Origin of the sequence: Quyinboa ferrireducens (genome assembly GCF_042436675.1) — a bacterium.
In the GTDB taxonomy this organism is placed as follows: Bacteria; Bacteroidota; Bacteroidia; order Bacteroidales; family UBA5342; genus JBHJHP01.
The window spans coordinates 576,946-601,897 of sequence record NZ_JBHMVA010000001.1; the positions used below are offsets into that span (position 1 = coordinate 576,946).

The following is a 24,952-nucleotide window of genomic DNA, read 5'->3' on the forward strand; positions in this document are numbered from 1 at the left end:
CGCAGGCAAGGTATAATTATGGTGATCCAAACATTATAACATGTTAAAATGTACAACTAAATTAACGTGTACATGTTTTACATCCCATAAATATACATAACGACCTTTATTTATTCCCAAAACAGAAATTAAGGATTCTAAATACAAATATTATGAAACACAGAAAAAGTTTTCTTTTAGGATTTGTTATGGCAACAGTTGTTTTTGCCGCGCAGAGTGTTAACCTTTTTGCCGTGAAAAATAGTTCAGAGTCTTCCGGTAATAATCCAAATGCCTCCATGCAGATGATGGAAGACAATGTAACTAAAGCTGTTTGTGTCCTTGCTCCTACCGAGGGAAATGAGGTAACGGGGACAATTACTTTTACAAAGGTGCCCTCAGGAGTTAAGATTGTTGCAGAAGTGAAAGGTTTAACGCCTGGCAAGCACGGATTCCATGTCCATGAATATGGAGATATTACTGGTAAAGATGGAAAAACCACAGGTGGTCATTTTAATCCGGAAGGCATGAAACATGGAGCACCTGGCGATAAAGAACGACACGTAGGTGACTTGGGTAATCTGGTTGCAGGCCCCGATGGTAAAGCACATTATGAACGTGTGGATAAAGTAATAAGTCTAAGCGGTAAACACTCCATTATCGGACGTGCCATTATTGTTCACGCAGGAGAAGATGATCTGAAATCACAACCAACAGGTGCTGCGGGAGCGAGAGTTGCCGAAGGCGTGATAGGCATAGCAAAAGAATAAACTAAGATATCATCCGGTGAGTACTCACCGGATGATATTTCTAGTTTATCGTAACTTTCTTAGTTGCTTCATTGGCATTGAAAGTTGGGAAATACATTAGTTCAGCTTTTGCAGGATTAAGGGTGTATTTACCGTTATATCTTGGAATAAGTTTTACTTCAAAATCATAATTCCCTTTATTCATTCTTTGACAAAATACAGCTACTTCATTTTTATAATATTCTCTGTGGGTTTCTGACCAACTATTTTTATGTTTCTCCGCATATGAACATCCTGCCGGAACAGGGATATTAATCATAACATATTCAGCAGATTTTTTTACCTTAACATGAACATTCAATACTACTTCTTCACCGGCTTTTAAAGTATTTGATCCTGTACTAAACGCAGATGTAACGACAAAATCCTCTGCTTTATATTTTGGCTCGGGATTCCAGAAACGTTGATAAGTAGTGACATAAACCGGAAAATCGCCGGTTTTCGACAGCATAAGATTTTGTCCCGGATCAAACTCCATTTCAAACGGGAATTCACTCACCAATTTTTTAATATCACCCTCTATAAACAGTTTTGATTTGTGAAATTGGTTATGTCCTCCTTTCAGATCCGGTAATATTGTCGCAATAATGTTAGCTGATTCAAATGTATTTCTCCAATAACACTTTTTGCGCTGCTCGAAAAAGTAATTTCTGATTTTTTGTAGTTCCACATTATGCGGAATAGTATCAGCCCGCAGTATTTTATAAGCAAGAATGGTATTCTGAATGTCGTTATCTACCAGAGAGAGCCTTTTGTTTTCATCCGAAAAGTAAGTGTTCCCAAACAAAGTTGTCTTTTTATACTGGTTCAGGGTGTCAATATTGCAAGACACACCTGTGAGTTGTTTCAGGTAAATCAATTGCAGCAATTGATTAAAGTTTTTTGTTCCTGTGGAATCCAGCTTATGAATGAAATCTACAAAGTCAACTCTTATATTATAGCGCTTCAGAATCATCAGGTATTTAATTCTGGTATCAACATTTTTAGTATTCAGAATATGCCAGATCGCATTTTCAGCGATTTTGTTTTTATCTACAAATGTTTTAGAGCCGTAGTCTTCTGCCATAGAAAGTGTTTCCAATACGTACAGACTTATCCATTCATTTTCTTCAGAGTTCTTCCACCATCCCCAAAGACCATCTTTTATCTGATTCTTTTTTAAGAGCCTGAGCAACTTGTTTATTTCGTGATCCTGTCTAAACTTTTCTCCTTTATAATCAGCAATTTGTTTTTGAGCCAATAAGACTTTCAGTTTGGATGTGATCTGTTCGTTACAGAAATACTTGTAATGCAATACGTGGTCAATCTCATCTTCCAGAACATCAAGCATATCAGCACGGGCGTACATTTTTACTTTTCCCATTGCAGGATCAGAAGTTATGCTAACGTTAGAATCAGTTTCCAGAACAAAAAACTCACCATTTGTTTCTTCAAGTCCGACAGGATATACCGGTATTTCCCGCCTTTCACCATCAAAATACCCATCATCCTTTTTCAATGAATACGTTACTGCAAGGGAATCTTTAGGTGCCACAAGCATTAAGGTGTCAATAATGGAGTTGACACATATTGAGTTATTGCTGAATGAAGAGGAATCATTAACCTTAAATTCAGTTTTAATACTTATTGAATCAGGGGTGTAATTCAATGATTTACCAATGATAAAGGAAGTGTCATTTTGTACGAGAAACCGGGGAACAGCAAGTTTGGCCATTAGTGGTTTATATGATTTAATCAGATCCTGATCCTGACCGGTTTGTTTTTCGTCATTCATGGCAAGGACAAAAGTTTGCCAGCTGGTTATGTCATCAGGAAAGGTAACTTCAAATTCTGCTTTTCCGTTTTCATCGCTAATAAGTTGCGGTTGCCAGTACGCATAATCCGAGAAGTTTGATCTTATGGAACTGGCTTCAGATGCAGCTTCCATAAAAGCTTCATCATAGTCTGCTCCTTTATTTGCAGGGCTGCTGGCGGGGGTAAATTTCCCCGGAACGGTTTGGATAATGACAACGCCATTTGCTCCTCTGGCACCATAAATTGCTGTTTGCGCCGGGTCTTTCAGGATATTAATGTTTTGTATAAAGTTTGGATCAAGCTCTGAAATATCACCATTAAAAACTACACCGTCAATGATATACAATGGATTTTTGTCAAAGGATACTGTAGATGCGCCACGTACTCGAATTTCTGTTGGCCCACCTGGATGGCCGGACCTGCTTATATCCACTCCGGCAAGCCGCCCCTGAAGCGCACCGGATAAATCACTTTGAACACCCGGCATGGTAGTTAGAAGACTTTCTGTTTCAACAGTTGAAACGGAAAAAGTAAGGTTTCGAGTAGTTCTTGTTCCATATCCTACTACCATTACTTCATCCATTGCCAATGCACTTTCCTCAAGGGTTATGAGGTTATAATCCTCGTAAAGCAGAGGGACTTCTTTCGGTTCAAAACCAATAAAGGACACAATTAACGCATCGCATTCCGGAGGTACTGTTATGGTAAAATTACCGTCAAAGTCTGTGATTGTTGCATACTTTGTTCCTTTGGCAATTACATTAACACCAGGTAATGATTCCTTATCTGAATCTGAAATTACCTTGCCTGTAATTGTTAAGCCCGGGCCCTCATAAGGTTGATACGAGTTAAACTTGTTTCCAATAGATTTGAGCTCCTCCTGCTGTTCTTCTGCTTTCGTCGTGTTGGAGAATAATGTTTTTTCAATTAACCGGGAAAAATATTCACTGGAGGAATCTTTGTAAATTTTCTTTGGATATTTAAATGCATAATAGTTTGTACCGTTCTTTTTTATATAAATGTTATCTTCGATATGATATCCTGAACCCGGATAAAAGAAAACCAGTTTATAACTGCCTTCTGAAAGGTTAAAAAACCTTCGGCTCATACCGGGATATACCCTTACAAAATATGGGTCATTATACTTCAGGATTAAAATATTCAAAGGCAACCGGTCCATTTTATTCGTCGGATTCTCAATGCCAATTAAAAGTGTTCCATAACCGGAGACTGTATTTCGAGGGTTTGCATATCTTACATGGCTGTATCTTTGTTTGTCAATTTCCGTCTGTCTTATTTTTTTAATGTCATATTCCGTTAAAACAGAGTCTGTTAAACTGAAGTTGTATGGGGACTTATACAAATGAGTTGGGTAATTCTTTTTGTCGAATGTTCTCATTTTCAGAATTTGTGGTGCAAATTCATACTCCATGAAAGGTTCGTGCCTGAATGAAAGGCTGTAGCCATCCAGATCCTGAAACCGTACATCTCCTGCTACCGGTCCTGCTAACAAGCCTTGTCTTCCCCTGTTATACTTTGGTTTCAAATACTGTACTTTACCATTGCTGTATAAATACGCATATTTTTTACCTGCCGGATACCTGTAAGGGAAGATATATTTGTACAGGTTATTTTGCTCTACCTTACTGAGTTGTTTTTTTACTTGGGTTATTTTCACTCTTTTACTTATCAGGTTTTCACCGATGCTAAAGATCAACTTTTTACCAGGTTTTATGTAAACAGAATCAAGGGTTATCAACTTTTCACTTGTTCGTAGCATAATTTTATGAAAACCCGGATTGATCCTGAATGAGTAGGGTTGAGTGAAATCGGACCACCTGAAATATACGGGAATTTTGTCCACATATATTACATGAATTGGTTGGTTAATACCATCTTTAAAAACAAATGGTGCAAACTGGGTGACTATTTTATCCAGCCGGTGGTAATAGGTAAAAATATTTTCTCCCGGATATAAGAACTGATAATATGGTATGGAATCTATTCCTGCCAAAAGTTTCCATGTTTCATAATCCAGATGAATGCTTCGGTTATTTGACGTTGTAGCGGGATTAATGAAAAAGGTATTAATGACATTTTTATTTTTTTTGTACTTGCCTAAATATGGTAATGTTGGTGGTGAATATTTAAATTTACCAGTCATGGCATAGGCTGTGAGATCAATACCTTCCACAGGATTTCCATCAATGTCCGTCACGGCAATTTGAATTGTTGTCTTCTGTCCCGGATAGGCTAGTTTCGGCTGGTTGACAGTGATATTTAACTTCTTGTCAAGTAAAGGAATTTTATAATTTTCTTCCTTAATTTTACCGCCCCATAAATAACGTAGCGATACAAAGTAATTTTGCTTGTTTTTTACAGCTTTATTAATGACCAAAGAATCGGAATAGCCAGCATACTTTTCGTTGTTTCGTTTATAAATATTATAAGTGAAAGGAATGTTTCTTGGATTGTCAACAACAATATGTATTGAGTCTCCTGTGCGCTCTGAGAAGCAACGTATCAGGGAAGGTTCTTGCGAGGTAATGAAAGTTTTGGATGTACTGTCAGTACTAATTTTATAACCGTAAAAATAAGGTTCAAATTCAACTTTCGCAGGTGTAATACCTTCATAAAGTAATGTTTCATTTCCAAAATTGTCAACTGCTTCTATACAAATTTTATCGATATAAGCCTTTCCGTTTTTGCTCATTGAGAACAGTATGGAGTCATTGAGGAGCTTCATATCAAAATCTGTACGGTTGTGCCAGTAGTCTATTTTGAGTTGCTCTTTAGCAACCTCATTATCAGAAGTTAGCAGCTGAGCAAGGATTGTATAGCTGAAATCTGCCTTTGGAAGATCAATGCTCGGGATATAAATTTCAGTTTCACCATAAGGTTTCAGGTCCTTTTCAATTTGCATTAAAGTATCCGGAAAATATACATGAGCGCTGTGATATTTTTTTACTGTACTGGGAAGCAGCAGTAGTTTGACTCTTGCATCCTGTAAATTCAGGTCGTTCTCATCTGTTCCTTTTAAAAGTATCTTCAAACTATCACCAAAAAAGTGATCCTTTGTTTCCGTCTTAAGATTTAATGTTATGGACTTTAGTTCATAGTCTTCATATTGAAAGGATTCACCTATTAATGAGTTGTTTTTGTTCTTTTGCAAGTAAACCCAGTAATAACTGTCAAGTTTAAGTTCAAGCGAATCATGGAGATAAAATTCGTAGGCATATCCACCATTATTATATGGTTCAAGATCTGTAAGTTTAATGTTTTTTCCACTTTTATTAAGGTAAACACCTAGAGTACCTTTATATGGTTTTTCTTTTCTGTTAAGCAGGTACGCTTTAAATTTTACAGTATCACCGGGCAGGTATTTAGGCTTATTAAATACCATATAGCCATTTGCCTTAGTTTTCTTACCATAATAATCACAATGCCATTCATCGAAAATACAGGCAATTTTGTGATATGTTTTCTCGAAGAAATGTGTTGTTCGCCGGATTGTTCCAACCGGGCGTCTTCTAACAACGGATTTTACGCCATCGATCGGAACATGAATAATAAAATTGACTGGAACCCAAACATATTTTATTGGAGTGCCAAATGACACTTTTCTGTAACCTCTCTCAATGCATGAGTTATTATAACGTCTTTTCAGGTTGTAATAAACTGTGTTATCTTTCCAGGTAACTTTTAGTAGTCCCTTCTGATTAGATTTTTTATCGATATAACTTTGAGTTTTACGGTTAAATCTAATTTTTTTCAAACCGACACTTATATCTGCATCTGGAATTATATTACCTTTTAGGTCATAAACCTGAATGCATAAATCCGTATTGTTGTTTAAAATAAATACATCAAAGTCCTGAATTGTGGTAATAGAGATTCTTTGCTGACTTCCGCTGGAGAATGTTTTCAGATAATGTCCAGGGGCAAGATTTCCTGAATAACTACTGTCTGTTGGAAAAGAATCAATAAGCGTATGAAAATAAGTTGGTTCAACTTTCCAGTTGTCCTTTTTGTAAATGGTATGTGCTTCCTTTTCAGTAAGTTTATATATATAAGTATAAGCACTTGTTATTCTGCTTTGAATCAAATCCTGACCAAAAAAGCTAAAGCCGTTTACTAAGAATAATAATACAAACAGGTATTGAAAGACAGATTTTTGGGATAACATCGAAGTAATTTTTTATTGATACCAACAAGGTAGTAAAAAAATACTTCATAATATTCAGAAGCACAAAAATTTACAGCTTATATTTCACATTCCAGATCAGCATAGGGAACCAGTAGCTATTCACGTCTTTATGTCCCATGCCTGGAATAAAGTTGCTGTAGCCATATAAGTCTTTGTAATTTCCTGTTGGCAGAGATACCTGAAAATCTACGCTTGAAACTAAGAATTTTAAAAATTTAAATTCATATCCTGCCGAAACACTTAAACCACTCATTAAAACTCCATGTGAATAAGGAATAGGATTCGGGTGGATATCAGCAAGAGCAGGATTTGTAAAAAATGCTTTTTCATAAACAAAAGAGTTATTCAGAAATAGTCCTAAATGAACGTAGTTTGTTTTTTCGTATGTCTTTCTAAAGTTATAAAAAGCACCGATTTTAAGATATCCACCGTTTTGTTTGCTTAAGTCAAATCCTTCATTAACTCCTTTTATATGAGGAGTAAGGATATATCCAACCACATCATAAGGATTGGTTTTACTGTAATTCAGGGTGTAACCGATATCTGCCATACCGGTTATCCATGGTTTATATTCTTTGGAATAATTACCGTTTATAGTTAATGATGTATATTGTAACAGGTTCATTCCAACATACTGACTGCCACTTCTTTCTTTAGTTTGGCTATTAATACTAAAAGTGAATAAAAGTGTGATAGCAAAAACAGCAATCTTTTTCATAATCTTTTTTTAAAATTTTAGTCTGATCTGAGCTGAAACACTTCCTGGCTTCAATTTATTGTAGCAGTCAAGATTGATGATCAACCATGCAAATTTAATAAGTTTTACCGAAGCTGAAATACTTGCTGTATTTCCGTAAACCATGCCCATTTCAAATAAGTTGTTGTATTCAGTAAATAAACCCACATAAACATTTGTATTACTGTAATTTGGGGAATGTAATTGTCTATTTATTCGGATCATCGGTTTTAAAACAAATTTATGAATATCCGGGCTATAATAAGATATCATAAAATTAGTTTCTATTTGTTGCAGGCTAAACTTGTCAATCAAATCGTCTGGTTCTGCATATAATTCATTCACCCCTGATGGAATAACTTGTTCTAAAAGACTTATCGTTGTGCTGTAACTTAAACTAAAGTTATATATGGAAAAGTTTGCCCCGAATTTTGAGTACAGGTCAATATTTGGAGGAATTTCACCCTGGCTTATATTGTAATAATAGGCATAACCTTTATCGTAATATAGTTGATAGAAGTTGACGCCGGTTCCTGCATCAATTGAAATATTTTGATTGAATTGATGGTGAAAAGCATATGAAAATAAACTGCTCAAGGTTTGAGATGTTCCAAAGTTGTTATATTGGGATCCAACTAAAAATGTACTTTTTATGTTTTCAATGTTGAATATGAAATTACCATTGAGTATATAGGGAGAGTTATCAAAAATATACCACATTAAACGTCCCGAAACATCTATTTGAAAGTTTTTATCAGTCTTTAGTAATGCTGGATTAATAACGTAAGGATTGAAATAGTCAAGTCCACTGTTATGGAAAGATTGCCCTGAAAGGGTTATACATAGTAAGGAAGCTGAAATTAAAACCTTTAATTTTTTCCCCATTTCTGATTATAAATATCAATAAACTTTACTGAATTCAGGTAAATTCTTTGGATTAAAAGTAAGTATTCAAAGTTATATTTCAAACAACTGTAGCGAACAAATTGAAATAGTTATATAATTTATATTCATTATAACTTGACAAACTTGATGGTAGAGGAAAAATCGTCTGTAATAATTCTGTAGTAATACATCCCTGATGGATATCTATCTAAAGGTATTTTGTATTTATAATCGCCCGGATTCTGAAATTCTGAAATAACCTTTTCTATAGCTTTTCCGGTGTGATCCAGAATAGTTAAGTTGATATTTGAACCTTTAATCAGCGTATAAGTAATGTAGGTTTCTGATGTAGCAGGATTAGGGTAGCTGTTCAGGTTCAGTTGACCTGTTATTTCAGATATGCCGGTAACTGCTTCAGGCTGAAGTGCGGGATAGAGGTAATAGTTGTTCCCGTCATTACATGCTGCTATGATATATGCGCCGTTTGAATAATTAATAATTGGCCTGTCATATTTTATGGTTCCATAATAAGCATTGTTTTTATAAAGCGTTCCCTGTGCAGACCAGTTATAGTCTTCAATAACCTGATTATAAATACCTTCATAGGCATCGTTATAAAACGAAGTACCTCCTATCCAGAAGCAGTTGGCATTTTCAAACCTGTAACTGCCAAGGCTCCCGGTTACAGAATTATTATTGATAATCTGACGGCTTTGTACATAGATGCCGGTATTGCTATTATGCCCTATGCTTGTATAATACTTTTCGTTTATGTCATAAGTAAGTGTCGAAGAGGCAACTGAACCCGTAGTTTCATTAACATAATCGCCAAAGGCAAATCCGCTTTCTATCTCCTCGTTATTATTGCCTGTATTTGTAAGATTAATATTGTAGGATACTTCATCTAATGTTGTACTTCCGGTCATGGTTCTGGTCCAGTAAATTTTACCGTCCTGCGGTCCTGTCTCGCTTTGGATTCTCAGGTTTAAAATGTTTGGGATCACCGATATAAAGTCCATGGCATGCGATCGTTTAAAATCATATTCGTCACCTTCAACATACCCATCAATGGCATTGAATATAAATTGAATCATGTCTCCATTTGCATAGTTCAGAATCATTTTATCGGCTGGGGCCGAACTAAATGTCCAGTAATCAAAATTGGTGGAACTTTGAGTCAGGGTTCCTGTCGTAGTTTTATATCCTGTAATATCTGAAGCATACCATACTGCATCTACGGATAATGATATCAGATCTTTAGACTGATTGATGACATCCTCAGAGCCGTGAAAAAGTTGTTTTAAAATATCTGCATCCGATTGGGAATAACTGATACACGGGTAAAGAAAAAATAAAAGGAGGAACTGGTAAAGCGGAGTCTTCATTGACGCAAGTATTAAGATTACCATACAAATCTTATCCAACCGTAATTCCTGAAGTGGAATATTCAAATAATAACGGATCAGCCTATGCGCTGAACGGTATCAAACAAATAAAGTTAAGGAGAATTTTCAAATATAACATGCAGGGATTGATATTTGAATAACAATTTTTACATCTTAATCTTAAACCTGTATACGCCCGATATTATTTTATATGTCCATATTTGAAATTCCTGAATCTTACCTTTCCGTTTCCTATGGAACACAATCCGATACGCATGCTCATAAAGCCACCTAGAACATTATGGTGAAAAGCTGAAACTTCAAGCGAGTTTTCTGTCTTATTCCATGATTTCCCGTCTGTGCTGTAATACATATCCACAATATTATCCACATTTTTTATCCTGAGAAAGACATGTCTGTTCACGACATTTTTTTCTGTTTCAAACTGCCAGCCTCTGATATTGGTAAGAATATTTTTAGAATCAGCAAGAATTCCCGAATAAGCATTTTTGTTATAGAAGACAACCAACCCGGCTATGGCATCATTTTCAATAACAATTTCTACCTCTGCGGTATAAGAGTGGTCTGATGGCATACAAAGCAGAGGAGAGCACTCCGGAATAGAGTTCCCTTTTCCATTAATTATTATGCCGTTATCAAAGCTGAACCTTGAAGCATCATATTCCCCGAAAAACTTCCAGTGCGGTTTAAGTTTCTTTTCACTAAAATCATCGTTTAAAGTAAATGGTGTTGTGGGCTGATGAATTACATCCTTTTTAACGGGACTTTCAAGGCTGATATTATCAGGTATTCTGTACCAGCCATCCGACGTCCATTCTATTGGTAACAGCAATGTTTGACGGCCCATGTTGTAATGCTCATGCTCATAGCCGTGAAAAACAATCCACCATTTACCTTCGGCATCTTCAAATACTGTACCGTGGCCCACCGAACCCCATTTTTCATCTTTGGTTTGGGCTCTAAGCACCGGATTATACGGGGAGTTTTCCCAGGGACCCAAAGGTGATTCTGAACGGGCCGATATCACCATGTGTCCGGTTGGAGGACCTGCCGTTCCGCCTTCTGCAACCGTCAGATAATAGTACTTTCCGTGTTTAACCAGTTTGGGTCCTTCCATACAAAAACATTCCACAGACCAATCCCTTGGTATTTCCCAGCCATCATAACTGTGCTTAATTTCTCCTGAAATTGACATGCCGTCTTTGCTTAATGGTACATAACTGCCACTGCTGAAATAGAGATAGCGGTTTCCTTCCCTGTCTGTTATATGGCCCGGATCAATCATGCTTACATCCAGTTCTACCGGGTCACTCCACGGACCTGTAATGTTATCGGCAGATACAACATAATTTGTACCACTTGCCGGGAAATAAATGTAATATTTCCCTTCATATTTAACGAGGTCGGGTGCCCAAACGGAACCAACATATTTAAACAGGGCATTGGCCACCGGTGTCCAGTTTATTAAATCGGTGGAATGCCATATTAACAATCCCGGGTAATATTCAAAAGACGAATGGACCATATAGTAGTCTTTTCCGTCGACCAGGATACCCGGATCAGGATAATCACCTGAAAAAACGGGGTTCTGAAACGCATTTTTTGTTAATTCATTCTTTTGATACTGTGCATTTAGAACCGAAGTAAGAGAAATGAACAGGAGATATAAAATTACTTTCTGTTGCATTATAGTTGTATTAGGTTGATTAGATATACATCATTCTCCCGAAGCGGGAATTCATGTTTGAACTTTCCGGTCGCATCAATGGTCGTCAACACAGAAAGTTCTGCTTCGCCATTACTTTCCTGTTTGAGAAACTCTACCTGTTTTTTTGTCAGCTGATCCGGTTTATCAAGTTGGCAGTACAGGGTATACGGATCGTTATGCATGTAGCCGGTTCGGTACACTTCAAGCCTGTATCTGCCTTCCGGAATGCCGGATAAATCTACAGTCACTGTTCCTTTGTCTTTTGCCGGCAAATCTTTAATGTAATAGTCCTGGTTATTGACAGAATCAGGCAAAGTGTAGGTATAATCCCAGAACAGAACCTGATATGTATTATCATCATTTTTACATATCCAGGAGGCCTTATCATCATTCTGAAGCTCTGTACTTCCAAGCTTATTCATAAAGGCATAAGCATGATATGCCGGCTTTTTAATACCCTGGGTATTCATCAATCCAAAGCCACCATGAAAAGGCGTAAATCGGGGACCGGCCTCTTCAAAAATATCGGTAAAAACCCAGTAAGACATGGATGTTGCCGCATCAGCGGATTGCTTTATTCTATCCAGTATATATGCCGCTTCGTGATAGCTGTCGTGTAAAGGATCCGCAGGGGTGTAAGATGAACTCCATTCCGTATAATGCAATTCCAGGTCAGGCATTTTAGACGCTGCGATCTCTTTTCGGGACTGAATAACGTCCTGGCTCACGCTCCGGTCATTTTGACTCAGTCTGGTTCCTCTTCCTCCGAATTCATCCAGAAATCCTGCATCCACGCCATATGAATGGGTACTGATAAAATCCAGCGGAACACTGTTTTTGTAACAGTATGCGATCATTTCCTGTTCCCATGCTGCACCAGCAGTTGCAGGGCCACCCACCTTATAATCCGGGTTTACACTTTTAACAGCATTGGCTGCATAGGTATACAGTTTAAAATAGTCTTCCTGTGATCCGGTCCAGAATCCGGGTGTCAGGTTAGGCTCATTCCATACTTCAAAATACCAGGTATTTACTTCATCCGATCCGTAACGTTCGGTCCAGTGCAACACCAGGTTTCGAATCAGATCGCCCCATTTGTTATAGTCTTTCGGAGGTGTGACATTACCTTTCCACCAGAAAATGGTTTCCCTTCCACTAGCCAGTGCAGAAGGCATAAAGCCCAGTTCAACAAAGGGCTTCATTCCAATGTCAAGAATATAATCATACAGTACATCGATGTACTGAAAATTATATACAGGATTTCCCTGCCTGTCTTCTTTATATACAGCCATGTCGTCTGTTAACAGACCATGCATTCTGATATATCTGAAATCGCAGTCCTGTTTTACAGTTTTCAGTTGTTGCTGCCAGTCAGCCCTTAAACCTTCGTTTGCTCTGCCGGCACCGATACATTCCTTGAACATTTGATTCATCGGACCCTTCTCATGCTCAACATCAGCTGAAATAGTTCGGTTATTGGTTCCGTTCTGTGCCGTAAGAATTTCAAATGAAGAGATCAGAAGAAGACATGTATAAAGAAAAAATACTTTCATCGGGATTTCAGTTTCACGTTTGGTTAATCGATTTTTATTTTCAGTTTTTGCGCAATATTATCGGATGCATTACCCACATAAACAATGTAATTACCTTTTTCAAGGGACCAGTCAGCTGCTGATTCGTTGTAGTATGCCAGATCGTTGACGTTTAATTCCACCAATACCTGTTCCGACTTGCCGGCTTTCACGTATACCTTTTTAAATCCTTTCAGCTCTTTTAACGCCCGCGTCACTTCAGATCCGGGCTTTCCGATATAAACCTGAATAACTTCAGCGCCATCTCTGGAACCTGAGTTTTTGACTTCACAGCTTACCCGGATCTTATCATCCGCAGAATACGTTTTTTTGTCCGTTTTAATATTATTCAGATCAAAGCCGGTATAAGACAAGCCGTATCCAAAGGCAAATTGTGGTTTTATCTTTTTTGTATCATGCCAGCGGTAACCTACCAGTATACCTTCTTCATAAACCACATCAATGTTATTGCCGGGATAGGAGAGTTTCCCGAAATGATGGGCCGCATTGTCCACAAGTTTAACGGGGAATGTGAACGGCAGTTTCCCTGACGGATTCACGTCACCGCTGATCACTTCTGCAATGGCATTACCGGCTTCACTGCCCAGGTACCAGCTTTGCAGTACAGCTTTTACCTTGTTGAGCCATGGCATGGCAACCGCATTGCCACTGACCAGTACCAACCCTATGTTCGGATTCACTTTTGAAATTTCAGTAATCAAATCTTCCTGTCCGAATTGCAGACCAAAGGTCAAACGGTCGCCACCTTCACAATCCTGGTGATGGTTCTTGTTCAACCCTCCTATGAAAAGCACCATATCGGCAGATGCTGCAGCTTTTACAGCAGCTTTGAACAGAGAATCTGCATCCAGTTTAGAAGGTATTACCCTGCCATAAGCAGATGGACCTGAAGCATAACCCATGGCATGGATGATGGTTGCATTTTTAAAGCGGTTTTTAATGCCCTGAAGAGGAGAAATTTCATATTGCGCTTTCAGTTCGGATGAACCGCCACCAATGGTTATGGATTTGGTGGCATTTTCTCCGATTACGGCAATGGTCATGGTTGTTTTCGGATCAATTGGAAAGAAGCTGTCCGTATTTTTCAGCAAGACTATACCATCAGTCGCAATTTTACGTGCCGCATCCTGATGCGCTTTGGTATTCTTATTGCCAGCAGGTCGGGTTGGGTTCATATTGGTGCGAAGCATCAGACGGAGGATACGCTTTACTTTATCGTCCACAACCGATTCATCGATTTTCCCTTCCTTCAGTAATGCATAAAACGGAGAGGCCAGGTAATAGTGATTGTAGGCATATTCTTCGCTGTCTGTCATCCCGTTTGTCATGGTTCCCATTTCCATATCAAGGCCGTATAATGCGGACTCCATGGTGTTATGGGCACCGCTCCAGTCCGAAACGACTACGCCATCAAATCCCCAGTCTGTCTTCAGTATTTTGTTTAACAGGATTTCATTATGGCAGCAATGTTGTTCATTATATTTGTTATATGCGCCCATCAGTGCCCAGGCTCTACCTTTGGTCACAGCGGCCTTAAAAGCGGGCAGATAAATTTCATGCAAGGCACGTTCGCTGACCTTCACATTGATGTGTCCGCGCCACTCTTCCTGGTTGTTGAGTGCATAATGTTTCACACAGGCAGCAACACCACTTTTCTGAACGCCCTGAATATAAGGCACTACCATGGTGGAAGCCAGAAACGGATCTTCGCCCATGTATTCAAAATTGCGGCCATTCATTGGTGTACGGTAGATATTCACGCCGGGTCCCAGCAGCACATCCTTTTTGCGGTAGCGTGCTTCTTCGCCAACAGCAAATCCGTATTCTCCCGAAAGCTCAGGATTAAAAGTTGCCGCAAGACAGGTTAAAGCAGGGAATGCAGTGATGGAGTCGTTGGTCCATCCTGCATATCCCCAATCGTCCCAGTTGATCTCTGCCCTCACACCATGAGGACCATCCGACATCCAGACTTCAGGGATACCCAGCCGTTCCACTCCGGGTGTACTGAATTTGGATTGTGCGTGGCACATAGCCACCTTTTCTTTCAGGGTAAGTTTTGACAGGATCGATTCAATCTCTTTGTCCATTTCTGCATTGCTCTGAGCATGCATTACTCCGGTAAAAACCGAAACTGCCAGGATTAAAAACAAGGTTCTGTTCATCGTTATATTATTTAATTTCATGTAATGTTTTCGCAAATTGGTTCTCTAACAATTCTGATCAATCATTGTGAATATTAAGAATAAGTGTTTTTCAATTCTACATTTTTTGAGTAAACGAGGCTTTCCAAAAAGACAAATAAAACATTTTGAACTTATAAATTGTAAGCAATCTTTCTTTTACCCCTCCAAACCTCTCCGTCATCTGACGGAAGGCTTTAAGTTCCATTCAGGGGATTTAGGGGTAATTTAGTAAAAACTACTTACAATCCGTAAGTAAAGATAATTCTGATATTACTTTTTGGACAGCCTCTAGAGAAAAATCCATTCATCATTTACTTTAACCTCACATTTACCGGTTCACCCGCATAAGTCACTTTTTTTATGTCAGGATTCATTGCATATAACTCAACACTATTCTGTTCTGTAATTATAACCACATTAAATGTTCTTTCTTTCAGCATACCAATGAAGCTGCCCTTACGGGCTCCAATGGTGAGCAGACCTTCATCATCATTCCAAGAAACCGGGATGACCGAATATGCACCATTTTCGTAATTATAGTTGGTTCCTTCATCTTCGTACAAATCAAATGTGGCATTATCTCCGGCATATACATACAGGGTTATGGGATCTGCCGGCTTTTGACCGGTATATTCGATCTCCGGTCCGAACGGAATTATTGAACCGGCTTTGACATAAAGCGGCATCCGTTCATATGGTGCTGCTGCCTCTATCTGACGTCCACCCTTTTCAAATTTACCATTATACAGGTTGTACCAGCCTTTTGATTCGGGCAGGTAAACGGTTCTCGATCTTGCCTTGTACTGATAAACCGGAGCTACTAACAGTGAAGGACCAAACATATACTGATCCCCGATATTGTAAACAGCGCTGTCTTCCGCAAAATCCATGGCCAGGCCACGCATAAGGGTATAATCTTTCAGGTAGGTCCAGCCGGTCATACTGTAAATATAAGGCATGAGCCTGTAACGCAGTTTATCGTAGTACAACATGGACTGATAGGCAGGATGGTCTTCCGGAGCCAGGTTGAACATTTCACGATACGGGAACTGCCCGTGAACCCTGAAGAGCGGTACAAAAGCCCCAAACTGGAACCATCGTGTATTCAGTTCTCTCCATTCGTCCATATCTTCACTCCCTTCCCTGGCTCTTTCAAATCGTTTTTGAACCGAAAAACCTCCAATGTCCATCGTCCAGTATGGCAATCCTGCCATGGCAAAATTAATACCGGCAGGTATCTGTGCTTTCATATCTTCCCAGCAGGTTCCGATGTCACCACTCCAGGTCGCAGCACCATAACGCTGAATTCCCGCAAATCCGGAACGGGTCAGAATAAATATTCTGTTGTTATTTCCAAGTGATCTCTGTCCTTCATAAATACCTTTGGCATTCATCAGTGCATAGGCGTTGAAATATTGGGTTGACGGTCCCAAGGCAGTAGGGTTCATCAGTTTTTTACGGTAAGCAATACTTGCATTGGACTGTATATCAGGTTCTGTGGCATCCAGCCACCAGGCATCAAAGCCTTTGGAATAAAGTTTTGTTTTTATCTGATCCCAGAAAAGTTGTCTTGCATCCGGATTATAGGCGTCATAAAATGAACCGATATAGCCGGGTGGTATCCAGTCGCGAATGCTGTCCTTAACCGCCTGCCTGTACATCCAGCCCTGTTCATCAAAAGCTTTAAAATGGTCAGTGTTGATGTAAAATTTTGGCCAAACCGAGATCATGATGCGGGCATGCATGTCATGAACGGCTTTATTCATGCCTGCTGCATCAGGAAAACGCTTCAGATCAAAATCGTGGCTCCCCCATTGGTCAACAGGCCAGTATGACCAGTCCTGCACAATATTATCGATTGGAATATGCTTTTCTCTAAACGTTTTTAAGGTATTCAGCAGTTTATCCTGTGTTTTGTACCGTTCACGGCTTTGCCAGAATCCCATGGCCCATTTCGGCATAACCTGTGCTTTCCCGGTTATCTTACGGTAACCACTGATAACATCATCGATAGATTCTCCGGTGATGACATAGTAACGGATATTCTTACCCATCTCAGAGTAAAATGAGATGTTGTTTTGTTGTTCCGGATCAACAGGAGAGAGAACTTTAAGTCCGATATAGGATACACCACCATCAGGAATCCATTCCAGTTTAATATGGTGTTTTTCTCCTTTTTTCATGTTCACGTTAAACTTGGCAACAGAAGGATTCCATGAGGTCCGCCATTTGTCAAACTGCAGTTCACCGTCAATCCACAATCTGGTGTACCCTGCATAGTAACAGAGAAAGCGGTAGATCCCGTTCTCAGTGGCTTCCATGTCACCTTCCCAGGTAATCTCAGCCCTGTTGAATTTAAAATTTTCAGGAAAGTCAGTAATCGTTTCCAGATTTTCATAATCAATGGTTGATTCTGTACGTGTGGTGAAAACATGATCAGTATTCCTGTCATCGATGTATGTGGCAGTAAGTCCTCCCTTTTTGCCTTCTTTATTATAAAGGGTTAAGCTGTTGATATTGTCATAGGGTCTAGAATCACCAAACCGGGTTAGTGAATAATTATCCCACAGTATGCCATAGTTTTCGGTAGAAACGATAAACGGAACGGATACCTTGGTATTATACTGGAACAGTTCCTCGTTTTTCCCTTTGTAATTGATTTCATCTGCCTGATGTTGCCCGAGACCGTATAAGGCCTCATCTTTTGGAGTAATGAATTGTTGTTGAAGGCTAAAAGCATCCACTCCGTCTACCGTTACCGGCTCAAAAAGTCTGCCTCCATTTTCAGGTTCATAAATAACAGGAGAACCATCCGGTTTAAAATAACTGATTTCGCCGGTTTGTTTGGAAACTTTTACCAGTAATTTGGATGTGGCCAGCTCAACACCAGAGTCGTTTTCAGTGGTTTTAAAGGATACCTGATCAGGAGCAGGAACCTCAATGAGACTTTTTGTATCATCAAATCCCTTACTGGCAGAAGCTTCCACTTTTACAACAGAATTGGTTAAAAAAGTGATCCTTACAGCTTTGGTCTGAGATTTTTTTTGAGGATAGGTAATAACACTGTTTTTTTCTGTTACCACAGATGGTTGTTTACATGCTGTAATTAAGCAGATAAGCAAAATGGGATATAGTATCTTCATAGTCATTTTGTTAAACTCACGCACTGAATGAAAGTGGTGATACCCGTTAGTTTACCAGGCTATAAAGATAATTATTTGTTTTTACGGCTTTGGGTCAATCGTTTAAAAATAGTTTTATTGGTTTCCAGCGGAATGACACCTTCATTCACGGTTTTAAGTTCTTCTATGGTGTAAAAGGCGTTTGGGTTGTGTTCATTGATAATATTTATAACCCTGGGCAGTTGTTTTCTTTTAACGATGGTGAGAATAATATTCACTGGACCTTTCCCTCCTTTGGCATCAAGGTAAGTTACACCAAATTTTTCATTTTTCAGGTTCTCTATGAGTTTTGTTGTATCTTTTTTAGGTATGATCCGAACCAGAACCGTTCCGAGGGAAAGTCTTTCTTCCAGCAGCATCCCGATGTAATTTCCTGTTGCAAATCCACCACCGTAAGCAAGATAGCACCACACATTATTGAGGTGTTGCATTATTTGCCCCATTGCCAGTAACCAGATAATTACTTCAAAAAAGCCCAACATAGGGCCAATAGCCTTAAATCCCTTGGAAACAAAAATAATGCGTAGCGTTCCAATACTTTGATCAGCTATGCGTGCTAAAAAAATCAATAGTGGAATTAATATGTACGTATACATAAACGAATCTGTCGAAATCAGATCAGACATAATCGATATATTTTGTTTCCCGAAGGCGGTTATTGCTTAATGCAAAGTTACTTTTTGCGCATGAAAACGCGAATTGGAACGCCTGAAAAATCCCAGTTTTTTCTGATTTGGTTTTCAAGGTATCGCCGGTATGGTTCTTTGACATACTGTGGCAGGTTACAGAAAAACGCAAATGAAGGCGTGGTTGAAGGCAGCTGGGTCACAAATTTAATTTTGATGAATTTACCTTTTACGGCCGGCGGATGGTAATTTTCGATGGCTTCCAGCATTACCTCATTCAATTTCGAGGTAGGAACTTTTCTGGTTTTATTTTCATACACCTTCATGGCCATTTCAAGCACCTTTAAAATCCTTTGTTTATCAGGAACCGATGTAAACAGTATAGGGAAATCTGTAAACGGGGCAAAGCGTTCGCGAACATCCCGTTCAAATTCTTTAGCCGTATGTGTATCTTTTTCAATCAGATCCCATTTGTTAACACAAACGACAACACCTTTCCGGTTCTTGTTTATGATGCTGTAAATGTTCATGTCCTGTGCTTCGACTCCACGAGTGGCGTCAAGCATTAATACACAAACATCGGAGTATTCAATGGAGCGTATGGTACGCAGAACAGAATAAAATTCAAGATCTTCACTGACCTTTCCTTTTTTACGCAGACCGGCAGTGTCGATCAGAATAAAATCGTGTCCGAACTTATTGAACCGGGTATTGATAGAATCGCGTGTTGTTCCTGCCACTTCAGTTACAATATTGCGTTCTTCGCCAATAAAGGCATTAATAATAGATGACTTGCCCACATTCGGTCTTCCAACCACGGCAATTCTGGGGAGTTCTTCCTCTACTTCAGTTGTGTCTTCGGTAAGATTTGCTGCTATTTCATCCATCAGTTCTCCAGTTCCTGAGCCGTTCATGGAAGATATCATAAAGTAGTCGCCCAGTCCGAGGTTGTAAAATTCATAAGCATCGTTGATAAGCATATTGTTATCAACTTTATTGACCACAAGAATTACTTTTTTCTCCGTTTTTCTCAGAATTTCTGCTACCGCTGAATCCATATCGGTGATGCCGGTGGTTACATCAACCAGCATAATAATTACATCCGCTTCGGCTATTGCAATAAGGACCTGTTTTCGTATCTGTTCCTCAAACACATCGTCCGAATTTACCACATAACCTCCGGTATCCACCACAGAAAAATCTTTTCCGTTCCATAACGACTTTCCGTAATGGCGGTCACGGGTCACTCCGGCCGTCTCATCAACGATAGCCCTTTTAGACTCGGTTAAACGATTAAACAGTGTCGATTTGCCAACATTTGGTCTCCCTACAATAGCTACAATACTCATGTCAAAATTTTTGCAAAAGTAATTAAAACAACAGAATTACATTCTTTTAAATAGTAAAAGTCTTTTCTATCTAAGTTTAATTCTCTTAGCGAATTAACTTTTATGAATATTTATCATACACACCAGGAGTGTAATTTACAGATGTTCTTCCAGCGGATCATTTCCATTCCACGATCCAAGGGTTTTAAATGGTGTGAAATTGGCAAACAGATCTTCTCTGAACCAGTCGCGTTGCCTCGTCATTTGGACTGCCTTCATGTGCTGTCCATTTTTGTACGCGAACTGTGCCATATGTGATCGGTCTCTCCATAAACTGAATGTAACCTGCATAAATAAAGGATACTCCCCGATTCCGATAGAAAAGATTAATCCCCGACTTTGTCTTAAATTACGTCGGACAGCAGGGACTTTAGTCCAGAAACGCGGTACATGATTCCATTTAATAGTGGCACGCGTTATAACAGCAATTATTCCAGCTTTGGTTTCACTAAAGTCGGTAAAAGGTGTTTGCTTCGACCAGGAACCTCTGGAATTTGCAGCATGCATAAATATTGTCCAGGCATTTTTTGAATGTGACTTTAATTGCTGAAACAGGTCCGAATGATTGAAAAATGTATCAGCAAATGTTTCATTATCCCACACGCACAAAATTGCAAATGTTGTAAAATCAGGAATGACCGAGAATCCTCCCTTGCTGCCGCTTCCCATTAGCTTAAAGAACCGTAATCCTTTGGTTTGTTCCAGGGCAGGTTTGGCTAACTGCATTTGAGGAAGCATCCAGAAAATCTCTTTCCCTTTAAATTTTAATATGGTAAGTGTTGTAACCTGCATGTGATCCGTAAGGATTATTACAAAAACAACAGCAGAAGAATAAAATAGTTTTACATAAAAAACAGTGCAACACCACCAACAGAAATAATTGCTCCTGCAATTTCTGCGATGTGCACCTTTTCTTTGTTAATAAGAATAGCAGGCGGAATAATTAATACGGGAACAATGGCCATTATGGTGGCGGCTATACCTGCATTGGTGTTCTGAACAGCTAAAAGCGAAAAAGCAACACCCAGAAATGGTCCGGTAAATGATCCTAAAGCCATACGTTTAACGGCCGGGATATTCAGCAATCCTGCTCTGACATTTTTCCATCTTCGCATTACCGTAACAACTATAATAAAACCTGCAATTCCCGCAATGATGCGTATTTGTGTGGCCGCAAAAGCATCATAACTTCCCATTCCTTTTTTGCTGAGCACCAGTCCGGTTGCCTGACCTAAAGCACCACCAAAGGCAAAAAGTAATCCCAACATTGTTTTGGAGAACCGCTCTTTTTTCAATGTCTCGTTGGCTTTTTTTTGGTTGACCCGCTTGCGTACGAGCATAACAATAACAATCCCGGTAATGGTCAAACCCATCGCGAGAAAATCTTTTACTGTCAGCACCTCGCCGAGTGTAATCCAGGCAATGATAGCTGTGATAAGTGGTACCAGCGACATGACAAGCATGGATATGCGGGCACCAATCAGGATAAAGGCCTGAAAAAGCATTAGATCACCCAGGACAAAGCCTATAATCCCCGACAAAAAAAGCCAGAACCATTGGTAAGAAGTTGCATCGACCGGTAACAGAAAGCCACGGCTGATAAGGCTGTAAATACTCAGATAGATAAAGCCCATAAAAAGCCTTATCAGGTTCAGAGAAAGAGCTCCGACCCGTTTACCTGCTGCCTCAAACGCCAGTGCTGTAACCGTCCAGAAAAGGGCAGTCAAAACAGAGGCAACTTCACCAAAATGGGTTTGAAACATGTCCGAAAATTTTCGCTAAGATAGAAAATGGTTTACACTATAACGATAGTGTAAGTGAATTAGCAAAAATATTCAGAACGTGTTATGCCCTGGTGCTGATCAAGCTGTTTGTATCTCCAAAAGCATTGGAAATGAAACCTTCTGCTTCAGAGTCGTTAATCCATGATGAATTATTGACCAGATAGCGGAACTCGATTTCCTGGTCAACCGGTAATTCAACAGTTGCGGTAAAATCACCGTTCTTCAATTGTTTCATTGGCTCAGCACCTTTATCCCAGTTATTGAATGATCCAAGGATCTTCACATCACTGGCACTTTCAACTTCAGATTTAGATAACCGGAATGCAACTTTACATACCGGTTTTGATTTTAAAAATGTTTTTTTAAAACTCATGACAAATATCTTTAGAATTAATAGATGAGATTTCTTTTTGGAAACAGAATGAATCCAATTAATCAGGTTGCGGTGCTGCAAAATTAAGATTTAATACAAAAATGACATAATAATTGTAAAAACATTCTGCTGATGTATAAGTCAGGATATTTCTGTTTCGCTTATTCAGGCACTTGAGGGTAAATGATAATTATTAAAAAAATATTAAAAGTGATATGCCAAAAAGGCATTTCGGATGAATTGGCATTTGATTTGAAGCAATTCTGACATTAAATTTAAAAGTTATGATGTCGTATATTTTATTGATCATTATTATTATGATTCCCGGTCTGATCGTACAGAGTACGCTCAAACAAAAGTTTAAAAAATATTCCAAAGTTGGAATCAACGGGATGACCGGTAGGGATATCGCAGAAAAGATGTTACATGACCATGGTATTTATGATGTGCGTATTACATCTGTAAACGGGCAGTTAACAGACCATTATAACCCTGCAAATAAAACTGTGAATCTGAGTCAGGATGTATATAATGGGAGCAGTGTTGCGGCAGCAGCAGTTGCTGCACACGAGTGCGGGCATGCCGTGCAACATGCCAGATCGTATGCATGGCTGAATATGCGTTCTGCCCTGGTTCCATTTGTAAGTTTGGCTTCCAACTGGGTTCAATGGGTAATCATTGCAGGGATTATAATGATTAACACCTTTCCGCAGATTTTTATGGTAGGGATCATTTTATTTGCGGTTACCACATTGTTTTCATTCATTACCTTACCGGTAGAAATGGATGCCAGCCGGAGAGCAATAGCATGGTTAGGACAATCCGGCATAACCACATCTCAGAACAATGCCATGGCTAAGGATGCACTGAAATGGGCAGGAAGAACTTACGTTGTGGCTGCTTTAGGTTCTTTGGTTACGCTGCTTTATTATATTATGATAGCCAGAAGCAGGTAAAGGAAATTACAAAATTTGGAAAAGCATTCCTCTTTAGGGATGCTTTTTTTGTGGTATTAACTTCACATCAGTTTCATTCATCTTTAATTTGGTTGCAATAAAAGCGTAATACGCAGGCTATAGTTTTGTGATCAAAAGGTTATGTCTTTCCTCAATATCAACATAATACCTTCCCAAAGTGAGAAGTTGCAGTTCTGTAACTTCTCTTTTTTATGTCATACACTTAAAACAATAGAAGATGAGTAAAAAGGATATGATTTCAGGTAAGAAAAATCTGTTGATTCCCACAAGTGGCTATTATAAATCCTACATTGCAGATATCTCTGTATGTGGGTATGAAAAAATTCTTGTTGCAGGCTATGAAGCTGAAAAACTGGTAAAGCATCTCCATAAAAAATGCTTAACAGGTAAAATTACGCTTAGTGGGTTATCGGATGAAGAAACCAAAGCCGCATCAAAAAAATACGTTTTAAAAAAACGTATTGATGTAAGCTCCGAAAGCATGAAGGCAATGTTGAATTCAGGCAGGATATTTGATATTATCATTCTGCATTTGAACTACAATGACCTTGACATAGAACCGGACCTGAAGATTCTTAGGCAGTTACTGAATCATACCGGGACATTGTTTGTACGGGAGCGTACTCTGAGCTTTGATTTGGAAGATATGGAGGCTGCTGTTGAAAATGAAGACCTTTCGCTGATAAAGTCGTTGCAGACAAACACAAATCTGTTTGGTGATGTTTACGATTTAAAAATCCGACATAAATAATTGGTTCATAAGAAGATATTGTGTGGTGTAAACATTTGAAAGTTTAAAGGTTAAATGTTCAGTTTCATATTAATATCTTTTATAATACTGTTTTTATGAGAATAATTTGCACTTCACCTTATTGTATTATTTTTTTCAATTATCACTTACGGCCAGAGGTAGGTTAGAGGTATTGTTGTAGATAAGGATACAAAAGAAACCCTGATTGGTGCCACAGTTGTAATTAAGGGTACAACAACAGGCACGGTTACTAACTCCTAACCCTGCATCAGATGTGTTGAATATTACAGGAACAACAGCAAAACAGGTTGACGTTGTAAATATTCTGGGTTCAGTTGTGAAAACACTTGATGTTTCAAACAATCAAATCAATGTTTCTTCACTGGATAACGGTGTTTATCTATTGTCTGTTGATTCAAACGTGGTACGTTTTGTGAAAAAATAAAATATAAGATTAAAGCTGAAGGAAAGAGGTTGTCGTTATGATAGCCTCTTTTTTGTATAACATAATTCTTACACTGGTTGGTTTTGTAATAATAATCCCAACTCCGGTTCAGTATAGAGGAGATGTT

Annotated in this window: 17 protein-coding genes and 2 pseudogenes; 5 read left to right on the forward strand and 14 right to left on the reverse strand. The window is 38.8% G+C overall.

The window, feature by feature from the left end:
• The first annotated feature begins 152 nt into the window (after window positions 1-152).
• Window positions 153-749 carry a superoxide dismutase family protein gene (locus tag ACE01N_RS02135; RefSeq protein WP_380584347.1) on the forward strand — a complete coding sequence of 199 codons (597 nt, stop codon included), beginning with the start codon at window positions 153-155 and terminating at the stop codon, window positions 747-749.
• 40 nt (window positions 750-789) lie between these two features.
• Here the strand turns inward: ACE01N_RS02135 and ACE01N_RS02140 are convergent, their stop codons facing one another.
• The 14 genes and pseudogenes from ACE01N_RS02140 to ACE01N_RS02205 all read right to left on the reverse strand — a co-directional run bounded on the left by ACE01N_RS02140 (window position 790) and on the right by ACE01N_RS02205 (window position 22,652).
• On the reverse strand, window positions 790-2,643 hold the full coding sequence (locus tag ACE01N_RS02140) for an alpha-2-macroglobulin family protein (RefSeq protein ID WP_380584853.1): 1,854 nt from the start codon (window positions 2,641-2,643) through the stop codon (window positions 790-792).
• 150 nt (window positions 2,644-2,793) lie between these two features.
• Window positions 2,794-6,768 (reverse strand): annotated as a pseudogene (locus ACE01N_RS02145) (carboxypeptidase-like regulatory domain-containing protein); the annotation flags it as partial.
• A gap of 70 nt (window positions 6,769-6,838) precedes the next feature.
• Window positions 6,839-7,507: a hypothetical protein gene (locus ACE01N_RS02150; protein ID WP_380584349.1), complete on the reverse strand. Its 669-nt coding sequence runs from the start codon at window positions 7,505-7,507 to the stop codon at window positions 6,839-6,841.
• A 9-nt stretch (window positions 7,508-7,516) separates the two neighbouring features.
• Window positions 7,517-8,410, reverse strand: coding sequence for a type IX secretion system membrane protein PorP/SprF (locus tag ACE01N_RS02155; RefSeq protein WP_380584351.1), 894 nt, complete (start codon window positions 8,408-8,410; stop codon window positions 7,517-7,519).
• A gap of 128 nt (window positions 8,411-8,538) precedes the next feature.
• Window positions 8,539-9,795: a T9SS type A sorting domain-containing protein gene (locus ACE01N_RS02160; RefSeq protein WP_380584353.1), complete on the reverse strand. Its 1,257-nt coding sequence runs from the start codon at window positions 9,793-9,795 to the stop codon at window positions 8,539-8,541.
• Window positions 9,796-9,997: 202 nt separating this feature from the next.
• On the reverse strand, window positions 9,998-11,503 hold the full coding sequence (locus tag ACE01N_RS02165) for a family 43 glycosylhydrolase (protein ID WP_380584356.1): 1,506 nt from the start codon (window positions 11,501-11,503) through the stop codon (window positions 9,998-10,000).
• The gene (locus tag ACE01N_RS02170; protein ID WP_380584358.1) at window positions 11,503-13,077 is read right to left on the reverse strand and encodes a GH39 family glycosyl hydrolase; all 1,575 of its coding nucleotides are present in this window, start codon (window positions 13,075-13,077) and stop codon (window positions 11,503-11,505) included. The genes ACE01N_RS02165 and ACE01N_RS02170 overlap by 1 nt, the downstream gene beginning before the upstream one ends.
• Window positions 13,078-13,100: 23 nt before the next feature.
• On the reverse strand, window positions 13,101-15,278 hold the full coding sequence (locus tag ACE01N_RS02175; RefSeq protein WP_380584360.1) for a beta-glucosidase: 2,178 nt from the start codon (window positions 15,276-15,278) through the stop codon (window positions 13,101-13,103).
• Between the two features lie 332 nt (window positions 15,279-15,610).
• Window positions 15,611-18,442 (reverse strand): TIM-barrel domain-containing protein, encoded by a 2,832-nt coding sequence (locus ACE01N_RS02180; protein WP_380584362.1) that lies wholly within the window; start codon window positions 18,440-18,442, stop codon window positions 15,611-15,613.
• A 71-nt stretch (window positions 18,443-18,513) separates the two neighbouring features.
• The gene (locus ACE01N_RS02185; RefSeq protein WP_375727794.1) at window positions 18,514-19,107 is read right to left on the reverse strand and encodes a DUF2179 domain-containing protein; all 594 of its coding nucleotides are present in this window, start codon (window positions 19,105-19,107) and stop codon (window positions 18,514-18,516) included.
• Between the two features lie 47 nt (window positions 19,108-19,154).
• Entirely contained in the window at window positions 19,155-20,456 is a 1,302-nt protein-coding gene (der, locus tag ACE01N_RS02190) for a ribosome biogenesis GTPase Der (protein ID WP_375727793.1), read from the reverse strand.
• Between the two features lie 135 nt (window positions 20,457-20,591).
• Window positions 20,592-21,287 carry a hypothetical protein gene (locus ACE01N_RS02195; RefSeq protein ID WP_380584366.1) on the reverse strand — a complete coding sequence of 232 codons (696 nt, stop codon included), beginning with the start codon at window positions 21,285-21,287 and terminating at the stop codon, window positions 20,592-20,594.
• A gap of 50 nt (window positions 21,288-21,337) precedes the next feature.
• Complete coding sequence (locus ACE01N_RS02200) at window positions 21,338-22,258, reverse strand: DMT family transporter (RefSeq protein ID WP_380584368.1); 921 nt, start codon at window positions 22,256-22,258, stop codon at window positions 21,338-21,340.
• A gap of 82 nt (window positions 22,259-22,340) precedes the next feature.
• Window positions 22,341-22,652: an isoamylase early set domain-containing protein gene (locus ACE01N_RS02205; protein WP_375727790.1), complete on the reverse strand. Its 312-nt coding sequence runs from the start codon at window positions 22,650-22,652 to the stop codon at window positions 22,341-22,343.
• Between the two features lie 284 nt (window positions 22,653-22,936).
• Here ACE01N_RS02205 and ACE01N_RS02210 point away from each other — a divergent pair, with 284 nt between their 5' ends.
• From ACE01N_RS02210 to ACE01N_RS02225, 4 genes and pseudogenes are all read left to right on the forward strand, one after another.
• Complete coding sequence (locus ACE01N_RS02210) at window positions 22,937-23,608, forward strand: zinc metallopeptidase (protein ID WP_380584370.1); 672 nt, start codon at window positions 22,937-22,939, stop codon at window positions 23,606-23,608.
• 238 nt (window positions 23,609-23,846) lie between these two features.
• Entirely contained in the window at window positions 23,847-24,380 is a 534-nt protein-coding gene (locus ACE01N_RS02215) for a hypothetical protein (protein ID WP_380584372.1), read from the forward strand.
• Window positions 24,381-24,551: 171 nt separating this feature from the next.
• Window positions 24,552-24,641: a peptidase associated/transthyretin-like domain-containing protein gene (locus ACE01N_RS02220; RefSeq protein ID WP_380584855.1), complete on the forward strand. Its 90-nt coding sequence runs from the start codon at window positions 24,552-24,554 to the stop codon at window positions 24,639-24,641.
• Between the two features lie 7 nt (window positions 24,642-24,648).
• Window positions 24,649-24,825, forward strand: a pseudogene (locus tag ACE01N_RS02225) (T9SS type A sorting domain-containing protein); the annotation flags it as partial.
• Between the last annotated feature and the right edge of the window lie 127 nt (window positions 24,826-24,952).

Bases quoted from the DNA above. Each gene is read 5' to 3' on its own strand.
- ACE01N_RS02200 (WP_380584368.1), bottom strand. From the start codon at position 22,258: ATGTTTCAAACCCATTTTGGTGAAGTTGCCTCTGTTTTGACTGCCCTT.
- ACE01N_RS02205 (WP_375727790.1), bottom strand. From the start codon at position 22,652: ATGAGTTTTAAAAAAACATTTTTAAAATCAAAACCGGTATGTAAAGTT.
- ACE01N_RS02210 (WP_380584370.1), top strand. From the start codon at position 22,937: ATGATGTCGTATATTTTATTGATCATTATTATTATGATTCCCGGTCTG.
- ACE01N_RS02215 (WP_380584372.1), top strand. From the start codon at position 23,847: ATGAGTAAAAAGGATATGATTTCAGGTAAGAAAAATCTGTTGATTCCC.
- ACE01N_RS02160 (WP_380584353.1), bottom strand. From the start codon at position 9,795: ATGAAGACTCCGCTTTACCAGTTCCTCCTTTTATTTTTTCTTTACCCG.
- ACE01N_RS02180 (WP_380584362.1), bottom strand. From the start codon at position 18,442: ATGAAGATACTATATCCCATTTTGCTTATCTGCTTAATTACAGCATGT.
- ACE01N_RS02175 (WP_380584360.1), bottom strand. From the start codon at position 15,278: ATGAACAGAACCTTGTTTTTAATCCTGGCAGTTTCGGTTTTTACCGGA.
- ACE01N_RS02170 (WP_380584358.1), bottom strand. From the start codon at position 13,077: ATGAAAGTATTTTTTCTTTATACATGTCTTCTTCTGATCTCTTCATTT.
- ACE01N_RS02185 (WP_375727794.1), bottom strand. From the start codon at position 19,107: ATGTCTGATCTGATTTCGACAGATTCGTTTATGTATACGTACATATTA.
- ACE01N_RS02195 (WP_380584366.1), bottom strand. From the start codon at position 21,287: ATGCAGGTTACAACACTTACCATATTAAAATTTAAAGGGAAAGAGATT.
- ACE01N_RS02155 (WP_380584351.1), bottom strand. From the start codon at position 8,410: ATGGGGAAAAAATTAAAGGTTTTAATTTCAGCTTCCTTACTATGTATA.
- ACE01N_RS02135 (WP_380584347.1), top strand. From the start codon at position 153: ATGAAACACAGAAAAAGTTTTCTTTTAGGATTTGTTATGGCAACAGTT.
- der (WP_375727793.1), bottom strand. From the start codon at position 20,456: ATGAGTATTGTAGCTATTGTAGGGAGACCAAATGTTGGCAAATCGACA.
- ACE01N_RS02150 (WP_380584349.1), bottom strand. From the start codon at position 7,507: ATGAAAAAGATTGCTGTTTTTGCTATCACACTTTTATTCACTTTTAGT.
- ACE01N_RS02165 (WP_380584356.1), bottom strand. From the start codon at position 11,503: ATGCAACAGAAAGTAATTTTATATCTCCTGTTCATTTCTCTTACTTCG.